Annotated in this window: 6 protein-coding genes; all 6 read left to right on the forward strand. The window is 31.9% G+C overall.

Going from position 1 to position 14660, the window contains the following annotated elements:
- Positions 1–19 precede the first annotated feature (19 nt).
- The 6 genes from BM227_RS00225 (at position 20) to BM227_RS00250 (ending at position 14658) form a co-directional block, all read left to right on the forward strand.
- A complete protein-coding gene (locus BM227_RS00225) occupies positions 20–1606 on the forward strand; it encodes an ATP-binding protein (protein WP_092909744.1) in 1587 nt (528 codons plus the stop codon).
- 47 nt (positions 1607–1653) lie between these two features.
- Positions 1654–2559: a transposase gene (locus BM227_RS00230; protein ID WP_092909747.1), complete on the forward strand. Its 906-nt coding sequence runs from the start codon at positions 1654–1656 to the stop codon at positions 2557–2559.
- Positions 2560–2741: 182 nt separating this feature from the next.
- Positions 2742–5549 (forward strand): SLBB domain-containing protein, encoded by a 2808-nt coding sequence (locus BM227_RS00235; protein WP_092909750.1) that lies wholly within the window; start codon positions 2742–2744, stop codon positions 5547–5549.
- Entirely contained in the window at positions 5549–6520 is a 972-nt protein-coding gene (locus tag BM227_RS00240; RefSeq protein ID WP_092909752.1) for a Wzz/FepE/Etk N-terminal domain-containing protein, read from the forward strand. The genes BM227_RS00235 and BM227_RS00240 overlap by 1 nt, the downstream gene beginning before the upstream one ends.
- Before the next feature lie 372 nt (positions 6521–6892).
- Positions 6893–9280, forward strand: a complete 2388-nt coding sequence (locus BM227_RS00245; RefSeq protein ID WP_092909755.1) for a hypothetical protein — start codon at positions 6893–6895, stop codon at positions 9278–9280.
- A 14-nt stretch (positions 9281–9294) separates the two neighbouring features.
- Positions 9295–14658: a hypothetical protein gene (locus BM227_RS00250; RefSeq protein WP_092909758.1), complete on the forward strand. Its 5364-nt coding sequence runs from the start codon at positions 9295–9297 to the stop codon at positions 14656–14658.
- Positions 14659–14660: the final 2 nt, after the last annotated feature.

A 14660-nucleotide genomic window follows, 5' to 3' on the forward strand; every position in this document is an offset into this window, starting at 1 on the left:
TAAAGAGCAGGAAAAGCAAATGCTAAAAAAACTTCCAATAGGCATACAGACATTTAGTAAAATAAGAGAAGAAAACTATATTTATGTAGATAAAACAAAAGAGGCTTTGGAAGTAATAGAAAATTATACCTATGCTTTTTTGTCTCGTCCCAGAAGATTTGGTAAAAGCCTTTTTTTAGATACTTTAAGAAATATTTTTGAAGGAAAAAGAGAGCTTTTTGAAGGGCTTTATATTTACGATAAATGGGATTGGAGCATAAAGTACCCTGTCATTAAAATTGATTGGAGAGGTGACTTTCAAACATTAGATAGCTTAAAAAGCGTAGCAACAAGAATATTTAACCAGAATAAAGAGAGATTGAAAGTTAACTGCAAAGATATAGACAATTCAGTAATGTGTTTTGATGAGTTAATCCAACAAACCTATGAAAAATATAATCAAAAAGTAGTTATCTTAATAGATGAGTACGATAAACCGATTCTTGATGTCATTGAAAATAGAGAGCAAGCAAAGATAAATAGAGAGTTTATAAAAGCCCTTTACACTATTATAAAATCAAATGATGAATACATTCGCTTTGCATTCTTAACAGGTGTAAGTAAATTTTCTAAAGCAAGCATATTTAGCGGTTTAAACAATTTAGAAGATATTTCACTAACTCCAAAATTTGGAAATATCTGTGGCTACACTCAAAAAGACCTTGAAACAACCTTTAAAGAGTATCTGCTTGGTACTAACCTTCAAAAAGTTAAAGAGTGGTACAATGGTTATAACTTTTTAAAAGATGATGTATATAATCCTTTTGATATATTGAAGTTTATAAAGAATGATTTAGTATTTGATAACTACTGGTTTAGTAGTGGAACTCCAACATTTCTAATTAAACTCATAGAAAAGAATAACTACTTTTTACCAAAACTTTCAAACTTGGTAGTTGGCAAAGAGCTAGTTGACAGCTTCGACATTGAAAATATAAGTTTAGAAGTCATCCTTTATCAGTCTGGGTATTTAACAATTGATGAGAAGATAGTAGAAGAGTTTGGCTTTAATACAATCATAAAATATAAGTTAAAACTGCCAAACCTTGAAGTAAAAGCTTCACTAAATAACTATATATTAGAACATCTTTTAAACCAAACAAATGGAGAAAAACTACAAAACCAGACAAATCTATATAAGGCATTGGCAAATGCAAAACTAGATGACTTTAAAAATACTCTAATCTCCATCTTTGCATCAATCCCATACAACAACTACTCAAACAACTACATTCAAAACTATGAAGGCTTTTATGCTAGCTTAGTATATGTTTACCTTCAATCTCTAGGAATAAAAATAATAGGAGAAGATGTAACAAACCAAGGAAGAATAGACTTAACTCTTTTCATAGAAGATAAGATTTATATTATAGAGTTTAAAGTAGTTGATAGTGATGGTAAAGAAAAAAACAGTGCATTAGCACAAATTAAAGAGAAAAACTACCACCGAAAATACCTTAACTCTAAACTTCTAACTTCGAACTCAAAACTCTACCTTTTAGGCATAGAATTTAGCAAAGAGGAAAAAAATATTGTTGGTTTTGAGTGGGAGAGCATCAATAATTGAGCGGGTCAGAGGTTTACTTTTTTGATAAATAAAAATAAAGATTACTTATGCCAAGACAAAATAGAATAGAGCAAAATGGTTTTTACCATATTATTAATCGTGGAGTTGCTAAAAATACCATTTATCATGATGATGAAGATTTTAATAAATTTTTAGAGATAGTTAATGATACTAGTGATGAGTATGGATTTGAGATCTACTCATTTTGTTTAATGAATAATCATTATCATCTTCTTATGAAAATCATTAATCAAAATCTTTCTATGTCTTTACAAAAAATTAATGCAAGATATAGTATTTATTACAATAAAAAATATGAAAGAGTCGGTCCACTTTGGCGAGGTAGGTTTAAGTCTTGGTATATTTATGATGGTAATTATTTAAATGTACTTGTAAGATATATAGAGTTTAATCCTGTAAAAGCAAAATTATGCAAAAAAATAGGTCAATACAGATGGGCTATGAGTAGTCGTGGTTTTAGGTTTTCAATGTTAAACTATGAACTAATTGACTCTACTAATTTTGATAAAGAGATGGATTTAAGCGAATTAAAAAAGATTGATGAACTTTACAATACAAAAGTTAAAATGAAAGATATTATTGATAAAAAAGAGTTAAAGCCACTTGAAGAGTATTTTGAAACACTGCCAAAAGAAGAAGCTATTTTTTGTGCTATCAAAAATGGTTACAAAGCTTCACAAGTAGCTGAACATTTAGATCTTTCCAAATCTACTGTTTCAAGAATTTTAAAAAAATATAGACAAAAGATAAAACTATTTAATAAGCTAAAAGATAAAGGAGTGTTTCAGAGCTATAGTAAAGATGTAGAATATGCTACGGTAGGTGAGAAGTTAACTATTGAGAATCTTCTAAAATATGGTGACTTAAATGATATAGCGCTCGGTTTTAAACTTTTTGGCAAAAGACCTATGAAAAAAGCTTTAGGTTATTAAGCGGGTCAGAGGTTTACTTTTTCAAGGTTTACTTTTTCATATTTGAACGACTGCTGTCGATACTTCATAATCTTTAATTTTAAGCTCTATTTTGTTACGATCTCATCTAATTTTTTTATTTTTTAATTGAAAATTATAAATAGCGTGAACGCTGATTTGGCAAAATATAAAAAGGAGTGGTTTTGAAAAAGTTTACAGGTGCTTTGGTTTATCTGTTATTTATTTTATTTATAGGTGGTACACAAGAGTTATTTGCTGGTTTAAGTAATGAGCAGTTAACCCAAGCTGTAATTGCTAACCCGAAATTGCTCAGTGAACCTAAAATAAATGATATGCTTAAATTAAAATCACAAAGAGGTTCTTCAACTGATATTAAAAATAATGAAGAGTTGAAAGTAGAAAATAATATTACCACTTTTGAAGATTTATCTAAAAATGAAAATGACAAAAATGAAACTACTAGTGATCTAAATAAATTTGATGCTTTTAAATCTCCTCTTGAGACTCCGGATCTTAACAAATTATTTAAAAATTTAGAAAAACAGCAGATAAAAGAGGATTTTGTTAAGTTAAAAAGATATGGTGATGAGTTTTTCCTCAATAGAAACAGAGTCAACTTATCTTCTTTACCTGTACCTGAAAACTATCAGCTTGTACCAGAGGATGAAGTATCTATTACTCTATATGGTCCTAAAAATGACAATTGGAAATTAACTATAGATAATGAAGGGCGCATAGTTATTCCTGGGTTTGGTCCTTTAACTGTAGCTGGTCTTACTTTTAAAGAAGCAAAATCACTCATTTCAGACACAATAACAAAGGCTTACCCTAACACTGGTGTTTTGGTAAATGTTACAGGATTTGCCACTATTCAAGTAATTTTATCGGGAGAGGTTGATGCTCCAGGTGTTTATAATATCAGGTCATTTTCTACTGTTAAAGATGCATTAATTGCAGCACATGGCATAAGTGAAAATGGATCAATGCGAGATGTTGTTGTAAAACGAAATAACCAAATCATTAAACATATAGATTTTTATAAGCTAATGAGATATGGAGATAAAAGTCAAGAAATATTGCTGAAAGCTGGTGATGTAATAGTTGTTAAACCAGTAAAGAGTCTTGTTACTCTTGCAGGGTATGTTAAACATCCGGCTATATTTGAGGTAAAGAGAGGTGAAACACTTGGTGAACTCATAAAACTTGCTGGTGGATTAAAAGCAAATGCAAGCAGTTATGGAATAAAAATAAAAAGACATGAAAACTTTAAAAATATAAAAATAATCTCACTAAAACTTTCTGAAGCAAATAGGGTTAAGCTTAAAGATGGTGATAAGATATATATTTATGACATGGATGAGGCTAATATTCAGAAGGTTACACTATATGGAAATGTTGTAAAGCCAGGCTCTTTGGGTTTACCAAAAGAGGGCATGACTTTTTATGAACTCTTTGCTCCAATTGTTAAAGAGAAAGGGCTTAGAGGAGTGTTTTTAAAAGACACACTGTTTGATTATGCAGTAATTCTTCGCATAACTCCTGACTTGGAAGAGAAGCTAATAGGTTTTAATCTAAAATCAGCACTAGAGGGAAAAGTTTCTATTCCTCTTTATAGTAGAGATGAGATTTATATATTCAACTCATTGGTTGTCAAGCCGTCAGAATCTATAACAGTAATTGGTGAGTGTGTAAGAAGCGATATAAAAAATAGCAAGGAAATTATCAGTAAAGACAATGTAGAAAATAATGTAACATTAAGATATATTGATGGAATGACACTAAATGATGCCATAACAACTGCAGGACTTAAATGCTCTATAGATAAAGAGCATATTAGAATAACATCTTATGACCCAGTAACATCTCAACCTTCAACAAAAGTTGTAAATCTGTTAAAAGAGAACAACTATAAACTTCAACCTAAAGATGAAATTTTTACATACTCAGCATTAGCTACAAATCCTCCAAAAACAGCATACATAAAAGGAGAAGTATATAATCCTGGCAAATACCCAATAAATGACAATACAACAATTAAAGAACTCATACTGGCTGCAGGTGGTTTGACTGAGAGAGCAGGTAATAAGGTTGAAATAGTCCACTATATAGTAGAAGATGGGAAACGCAAAAGAGTAATTGAGCATAGTATAAAATCGCTCATAATGTCAGAAAAATCTCCAAAAGTAAAAAATTATGATGAAATTACAATTTTTAAAATACCTTATTGGTCAGAGAAAAAAACAGTTACCATAAAAGGGCAGGTATTATACCCAGGAACGTACCCTATTGAAGATGGTGATAAGCTTGCTGATCTCATTAAAAGAGCAGGTGGTTTTACAAGTAATGCATTCATAGAGGGAGCTGTTTTTACTCGTAAAGATATTAAAAAGATGCAAGAAAAAGGGCTGGAGCGTGAAGTAAAAGAGCTTGAAAAAAGAATAACCTATATTGCTGCTTCTCCTTCTCAAGCTGGTGAAAATAGTGGTGATAAACAGATGCTTATTTCACTGCTCGATAATTTAAAAGAGGAGATAAAAGATATAAATATGACCGGTAGAATAGTTGTAAAACTTGATAAAGATATAGATGAATTCAGTAAATCACCTTACAATATAATTTTAAAAGATGGTGACACTCTTTATGTACCATCACAAGAAGATAGTGTTGTTGTTTTAGGAGAAGTTTTAAACCCATCTGCTCAAATATATAACCCTGAGTATACATTTAGTGACTATATTGAACGATGCGGTGGATTAAAAGAGAGTGCAGGAACAGATACAATATATGTAATTCACGCTAACGGTGAAGCTGAAAAAATAGAAACAGGTTACTTCTTTGCATCGAATGTAAAAATTCAAAAAGGAGATACTATAGTTGTTCCTATGAAGATCGACACTATATCTAATATTCAATTAGCAAAAGACATTACATCTATTTTCTATCAGTTAGCTGTATCAGCTGCAGCACTTAAAACAATAGGATCATTATAATGAAAAAAGAAGAGATGATGTACCCAAATCAACCATACCCGCCTGTTTGCATTGATGATGAGGATGAAATAGATCTAAGAGAGCTTGGAAGAACTATTTGGAAGTATAGATGGAAGCTTTTACTGTTTACTATAATCGTAACATTTATAACAGTACTGTCTATGCTTGCAAAACCAAATACATATACGTCATCTGCAAAATTGATTCCACAAGAGAAACAGAGAGGTCTTCCTGGAGGACTTAGCAGTTTAGCTTCTCTTGCCGGCATTGATGTAGGAGGTGGCGGCGGTTCTTTAAGACCAGATGAAGCATTAAACGCTTTAGCTAATGATTATAAATTTATGAGAGAATTTTTACTGCGCAATAAATTCTTTGATCGTTTAAACTCCCCAGATGCAGACAAAAACTATGTTTTTGCTTTTGGCTATGATGGTATATATAGATTGTTACACTCAAAAGATAAGAAAACAGAAGAAAATAAAAATATCGAAGACTCGCTTTTTAATGCATACAAGCAGTTTAGTAAAAAACTTTCAATTAGCAGTGACAAAAAGTCTTCTTTAATAACTATTAGTTTTAAAGATCCAGATCGTTTTTTAGCACGTGATGTTGTGTTGGCATTTTTACAAGATGCTTCTAAAAAACTTAAAGAGAATGATTTAAGTGACATAAAAAAGAAGATTGCTTACTATAAAGAAGAGTTGGCTAAAACAACAGATGCCAGCCTTAAAAAACAACTTAGCGATCTTATATCTGCTTTAATACAAAAAGAGGTTCTTGCAAAATCAAGCAAGTACTATAATGTAAAACTTTTTACACCACCTGAAGTACCATATGTAAAAGACAAAACAGGACCAAAACGCGGCTTAGTTGTCATTGTTGCTTTTATAACATCAATCATTTTAGGTATTTTTGGGATCTTTTTTATAGAGTTTTTACGTGGAGAAAGTGAGAAAGAATCAAATGATTAAATAATAGCTAAACCTCCGGTTTTATTGGAGGTTTTGATATTTTCTACATAATTTATAGTTAAAGTTATAAACCAAGCAAAAATAATGTAAACTTATTTTTATATTGATACATCAATACAAGCTTCAATAAGTCCTTACAAAATTTAGTAAATCCAATAATTTAAAACTTTTTATACTATCAGAAATTGATTTTGTTATTTTAACATTAACTATTTTAGTTGTTTTTAAAGAATTTTTTTATAGAGTTTTTAAGTGAAGAAATATAACAAAAATCCAATAATTGATAAAACTATTAATCAGTTTTTGTTTATTTTAAAAGAAACTGTTGTAGAATTGATTGTATGTGATCTTAAAGTATAAAAAGGAGTTTAGATGTATAAAGGTAGAAAAGTAAGCTTGGCTGCAAGCTTAGCTGTTGCAGGAGTAATTGTTCTTTCAGGATGTGGCGGTGGAGATTCCACACCAACTACAGAGACAACAACAATTAGTGGTACAGCATACGATGGACCAGTAATTGATGCAGACGTTTGTGCATATGATGTAAATGGTAATAAGTTGGGGTGTACAACAACTAATAATGATGGTACATACTCGCTTACAGTTTCAGGTACTCCTTACTATTTGGAAGTTAAAGGAAATGATACTGCAAAAGATATAGGTGCAGATGAAAAAGTTGGTACTGCTGATGATATAAACTTTACATCAAACGACTATATGAAAGCACTTTATAGCGATGGTGGAAATATTACACCGTTAACATATCTTCAGTATCTTACAACTACAGATATGACTTCAGATGGAATTAGTTCAGAAATTAATGATTCTACTAAGTTTGATATAGCTAAAGTAGTGGTATCAGTTAAAATTATACAAGGTTTGGGGTTAACTACAGAAGAAGCATACAAAGCATTAGCTTATATTATAAATAATAATGTTGAGTATAGGGCTTTGAGTTTTACTATTACAAGTGATGCTCTTAAAAATGCTATTAGTAAAGTTAATTCAACTATCACAGTAGATGATACAATATTAAGTAAAGTAGCAGAAAGTATAACAAATATTATTAGTACAATTGAGGCTTTGGAAGGTATACCTTTTAAAGATGTAAGTACTGATATTTCTGCTACCATTAAAGTAGTAATATACACTATAAAAGTAGAAGTAGAAGAAGCGGTCAAAACAGGTTCTGCTGAAGGTATTGCAACTACCTTAGATGAAATAAAAACTTTGATTGATAAAGAAAAAAGTAAGTTGGAATCTACAGACACAGGAACAGACACAGGAACAGACACAGGAACAGACACAGGAACAGACACAGGAACAGACACAGGAACAGACACAGGAACAGACACAGAAACTGTAGTAACAGAAGATGGAACAGAAATTAATGTAACTATTCTTAGTGGCTATGACATTTTAACTGCAACAGCAGATATGAGTGATACATCTTTAAATGTTAAATCTATAGAAGATGTAACAGCTGATGCTAGTGGTATTTTTAATTTGAAAAAATATTATATAAAAGTTGATCCTACTCCAGATCTTGACAATGTTACAGATGTAAATAACACATTTACTGCAATAAAAGATAAACTAGGTGAGTATTTAGATCTAAACTTAAGCTTAGTTAATGATACTACATCTGATACTTTCTCAAAAGATGTAAATGTAACTGTTTATATAAAAGGTGATGATGGTGGCTGGTTAACTGGTACTGCAGAAGCAAAATTTGAAAAAATTGATGGAAACTTTAAAGTAACTGTTGCAGAGGGTACTACTTTACAACTATGTGGAGCATTTGGTGATTTAGATATGACTTGTGCTACTAAAACCAATTATGGTGTAAATGCAATTACAAGTGATGGAAAGAATTTAATTTTCAATGCGTCAAGCATTATAAACGAATTTGCAAACAATGAACAGGTAGGAGATACTATTAAGAAAAACTTGGTTAAATATGTTACAAGAGCAAATACATATGACGCATATTTGGTAATAGTAGATAAAGACGGATATGACTTCATAGGAAATACAACAGAGGTAACTCTACCTATACCTGATGATAAATGGCCATATACTACTGGGAAAATAAGAAAAGCTACTCAAGTACATTTAGATGTTTTAGATAACTTCCCTCCTGAATTAACATTAACTACAAGTTCTATTAGTGCAAATATTGATGCATCATTCAGTGAGATAATAGGAACAGCAAAAGATCCTGAAAGTGATGCATTGACTTGTACTGCTACAAGTTCTTCATTAACAACGTTAACTTGTAATATTGCCAGTGATGGAAATGTAACTTTAAACGGTACTGCTCCAAGCACAGATGGCACATATAGTGCAAATGTAAAAGTATGCGATGCTAAAGCTTGTGTATCTAAAGATATAAGTGTAGAAGTAAGTGATCCACTTGCTGGATTTAAAGATGCAGCTGATAGAATAAAAAGCTACTATACTGTTAATCCTGTTCTTTTTACACTTTTGAATAATGGAGATGTTAACTCAACTAGTGTTACAGGTGTAACAGTAAAAAGTTATTCTGATTTACCTATAGCCGTTGCATTAGATCAATTAGACGAAGATACATCTGCTGGTGGAATAATGTATGTATATGATGATAATGTTGATAGCAGTAAAGCTTTTTTGAAAATTACTTATCAAGGTACATATGAAGGTAAAAATGTAACTATTTATTATAGTGGAGATGAATTTAATACTACAATTCAAAGTGGAGATATACATTTACCATTACCATAATTAAGGAGTAGGTTATGAAAAAAATAGGATTTTTATCTATAGTAGCATCATCCGTTTTAATTACGAATGTTTGTGCGCTTGATATTAATTTAAAGGCAGGATGGAATGCAGTTGGCATTTCATCTGCAGGTGATTATGATATATCAACAATTGTTGATACGTCAAAAGTAGAAAGTATAATTGCATATAATGGCAATATTATTGAGAGCTACGATCCATTAAAACCTACTTATAGTGATTTTACTACTCTTACCGCTGGAAAAGGATATTGGGTTAAAGTAAAATCAGATACTGTTCTTAACATAGGGGATACTCCAATTTCATTGAGCACAGTAACTTTTAACATTGGATGGAATTTACTTGGAATTCCATCTATGAATATAGCAGATATTTCTACTGAATTATCTGCAAAAGATATGAAAATTGATAGTGTTATAACATATAATGGAAGCATAATTGAGAGCTATGACCCTTTAAAACCATCTTATAGTGATTTTAGTTCTACTGTTAACGGTAAAGGCTACTGGTTCAAAATTTCTAAAAAATTAACTCCTGTACCAATTCCTACACTTGATGGATACACTGTAACACTATATAGTTCTACTTCTGAAACTGTATCAGCAAGTTTAGTAGATACTATTAAATCATCTACTTTGAATGAATTAACATCTGTCCCAGACTGGGAAAACGTTACAAGTGTTGTTTTAGGAAGTGGAGATAATGAAAAAGAGTACACTCCTGCGACACTTAGTTCTTTAAGTGATGATGATATAGCAAATTTAAAAGATGAGTTAGCCGGTACGGCAGTAGCAAGTGCATCTCTTTACATCTATGGAGTTAGTGAAGGTTCGGCACCTTATGCATTAGTTGATGCATTGGTTTATAAAGTAGAGAGTGACGATACAACTACATTGGTTGGTACAACAGATATAAGTGGTTTCATAACAGCACCAACTTTAATTAGTGGTACTAAGCTACTTATTAAAAAAGATGGTATGGCTGATAAAATATATACTATCGATGTAGCTGGAACTAATTACATATTTATGACTGAAGATAATGCACTGGAGCTTCCAGAAGAGAAAGCACCTACAACGACTACTACTTCAGGTAGAGTTTTAGACTACATAAGTGAAACCTTTAAATTAAAAGATAACATAGGTTACTATTCTCCAAGTAGTAGTGATAGTCTGAAAAAAGACTTACCTGTAAGAAGAATTAAACCTGCTCCTGTAGATACATTAGATGAGAGTGATAAACTCAAGTCACTAATCGATAGTAAAGCAAAAGAGGGTTATAAGAGTGATGTTTTAGCTTCTTTTGATTTCTATTTAAAAATATCTAGAAGACTTGGTGGCAAAGGGTATGGTGACTTTAGTGATTATTATCCTACAGAACCATACATTACTATTGCACTGCCAGGTACTGATAAATATGAAATAGATGATGCTCTAGCCGGATCTGGAGGAGAAATTAGAGTATTCTATTTTGATGGTACTGAATGGAGAGAAAAAGCTTCTCCAAGTATTACACTCAAAACAGTTAATGATGAAACTACAAAGATCAAAACAGGCTATGCTAGAAAATTTGATCTTTCAACCCCTGTTTTAGAACTTAAAGGGACAGGATTTTATCCACATGTAATTGTACTCGACAAGAAAGTTAGTTTTACATATCCTGTTAAGTTTCACATAACAGATAGTAGTGATGCAAATCTTTCTGATGCAGCTGTTTTCATTGGTGACAGACTAATAGGAACTACTGATGCAAATGGTTATGTAGATTATAACATAACAGCTGGTTATGGTGATGTAAATTTCCATGTAAAAGCCATGAAAACAGACTATAAGAGTGCTGATAAAACAGTATACATTAGTAGTTTAACAGAAGGTTCAGATACAACAGTTAATTTGAAACTTGAAAAGATCTCTACAACTGCCTCTATTGAAGGATTTGTTTATGATACAAATGAGACAAATCCAGTCTATCTAAGTAAAGTAGATCTATATTTCCCTTATGCTTTAGCTTATGTTAAAGCTGATGTATATAAAGATGGTAAACTTGGAGTAGAAGTTGGTAATCAACCAAATACCAAGTATAAGTGGTATATGAAAATACATGAAGATGCAGTCCCAACTACTGGAGTGGCAAGGATCAGTAAAGATAGATGGCTTCTAGTCAAAGAGGGTAGTTCAAGTGACAACGGTAACTTCCTAAGCTACCAAGATATGAAAAGAATGGTAGCAGAAACTAAAGATAGTACAGACCCTGAAGATGTAAAGTCTATGGTCAGCGGTTTGTTTGACATAGCAGTCATAGCTGAACACGACATAGACGGAGACGGTTCACCAGACCTTGTGGAGCTCTCTGCAACTGAAGATAAAGCTAGTACAGACTTTACATCAACTTATGCAAGTGATGTAGAGATAGACAACTATGCAAAAATAGTTGGCACAGTAAAATTTAATTTTGATGTTGATAAGTTTGCCGGTTCTGCTACAATAGATTCAGATATAGCTCCTGCAGTGAAAGTTGATGGAGTTTGGGGTTATGGTTCATATGATGCAGATGATACAACAACTTATTATAATAATGTTAAATATGTTGATAATGGAATAAATGGCGATCCTGCTGCAGATGATGCTGCTTTTAAAGTTCTTCTTACCACTGATTATTTTAAATATGATGGATTAGATGAAACAGCTATACAAGCAAATGGTGATTTTATATTAAATTATGGCACTGCAGTAATAGCTGATTTGACTACTTCATCTACAACTGGAACCAAAACAGTTGTACTAGTAAAAAGTGATACAGGATATAGCTGGAAGTTGTTAGATATAGTAAATGATTATGAACTATATGCAAAACTGTACGATATGAATGCTAGTATGACGATTGGTCAAAAGGTTTGGGATAGTACAACACATAGCTATACTGTATTTGACGGTAAAATCCCTTATAGTAAAATCTCAAAATTCATTTCTCAAAATGAGATAATGGAAAAATTAAATATGACTCTTAGTCAAATAGCAGATGAAGCTGGTGCAAGTGATGATGTTAAGAGTGCTGTTGCTAGTTCAGGTGATGCAGATAAGCCTTTGATTTCAACTGGTATGACAATAGTTCCAATGGTTGACTTGCATGCAAAAAATGATGCAGGAAAAGACATTATTCTTGTTGAAGGAGAAACACTTCAACAAGGTGCTATAGCTGATATAACAAACTACATCTTGACAGGAGATGTAAATGTTAATCCACCAGTTTCAGCACCGAGAGTTTTAGTAGACAGTACAGACAGAAGTGGTAAGTTTATATTCTCTAAATTACCTTTGGAGTATGCTAAACTTGGAGATAAAGATATCTCAATGCTTACACTTGGAGCTTCAAAATATGGTCATTATGACTCTCCAGTTATAAATGTTGCAGAATATAGTGCAGGTAAGGTTGAAAATATTAAAATCAACCTTAAATCAAAAGGTATTGCAACTGTAAATGTAGAAGTAAAAGATGCAGATACAAATGCAAGTATAGATGCAAATATAACTATTGATGGGCAGTATAAAGAGGTAACTTCTGTTATTGATGATTTTAAAGAGTATTCATCTCTTGAAAGCAAGATTGGAAGCAAAATAGCGTTTGATGACATTATTTCAGGTTTAAGAACTATAACTGTTACAGCTGATGGTTACTATCCGCAAGCAATATCTAAAACAGTCTATAAAGATAATGAAAACAATGTAACAGTTTATCTAAAACCTGCTACTGGAATAGATGATGTCATAGAGCCAAGTATAGGTCTAGTTTCATTTGTACCAGATGAGATAAATGGAATTATTAAACTAGAGTTAGTTGGTTTAGATAAAGAAGATGGTACTTTAAAAAAGTTGGCTGATGGTAGTTTTGCATCTGAAGTAGTTGTTTATGATAATGGTGACAGAATTTATCCACGTGTTACAATGAACAGTGATGGAACAATTGAGGTCATCATTGATACTCCAAAAATAGGTGAAAATGAGATAGTAGTAAAACTCATTAACCCTAAAGGAGAGAGAGCTACTTCACCAATTGTTATAGATTTCTACCCTACAATGGGAGCAATTAAAGGTAGTGTGGCAGATTTTATTGATGACAACCACGACAGCGTGATTGATGATGGTTACTTTGTAGTAGTAGATTTATATGATGATAAAATGAACTATATTGAATCAGTAATGACAGACAAAGCTGGAAGCTTTATGTTCCCAATGGCTCCAGTAGGAAGTGTTTATGCCAAAGCCATACTGATAGATGAAAAGTATGGTACGATAAAAAAAGAGAGTGACTATACTAATGTTGTTGTTGCTGTAGGTAGTATTAAAAAAGTCAACTTGGCTCTTAAAGATAAGAGCGGAGATACCTCTATGTGGATTCCAGAGGTAGATTTTGATCCAGCTATAAGTGAAGATTCACTTGAGAGTGAAGCAGAAGCAAGAAGTGGAACTGTTACCATAAAAGGGAAAGTTAATCACTATGATCCAGCTGGTCAGTTAATGGTAATTGTTAACTATACTCCATATTTACTAAATGAGAGTGATATTTCAACTGAAGATACTACTGATGGATCTTATAACTTTACAAAAGATGTAAACTTGAGTAGAGGGCTTAATCAAATTTTTGTGAAAGCACTTAACCCAAGTGGATTTTATGATACAACTCCTATTTTAGAAGTAAACTATGGAAAAGCTGAAAATTATATGCTTCACTTGAGTGTAAAAGATGATAGCAATGCAACTATTCCGTATGCATATGTAAGTATCATTAATCCAATGAGTGGAATCTATATGTCTGAAGACACAAATGAGAGTGGTGAAGTTAAAGTTGAAATTCCATATACTGACACTGCATATGAGATTGATGTATTTGCGCCAGGATATATTTCATCACCAGTATACTTGTCTGATTTAATTGAAGCAGATAATGCAGATGGTGTAGAAGATAAAAATATAACCTTGAATATCAATCTATTCTCTGACACATATATACCTGATTGGTATATTGAAAGTGTTGAATATACTCAAGACTTATCATTTGAAGTACCATATGGAGTTGTTGTTGTATCTGAACCTGTTACATTTACAGTTAAACCTAGTGATGAAGCCACACATACATACAATGTAATAGTAAGAAATGAGCTAGGAGAAGAGATCTTAAATACAACAACAACAGGAGCTCTTACTCATACATTCAGTGAAGTAGGAAACTATGAGATAGAGTTTAAAGATGAAGAAGGAACAATTTCACCATATATTATATATATCAATGTTGCTGGACTTGATGAAGTTCTGCCTGAACCACCGGTGGCACCTGTTATTCCAACACCGTCTATTGGACTATAAAA

Source organism: Hydrogenimonas thermophila (assembly GCF_900115615.1).
Classification (GTDB): domain Bacteria; phylum Campylobacterota; class Campylobacteria; order Campylobacterales; family Hydrogenimonadaceae; genus Hydrogenimonas; species Hydrogenimonas thermophila.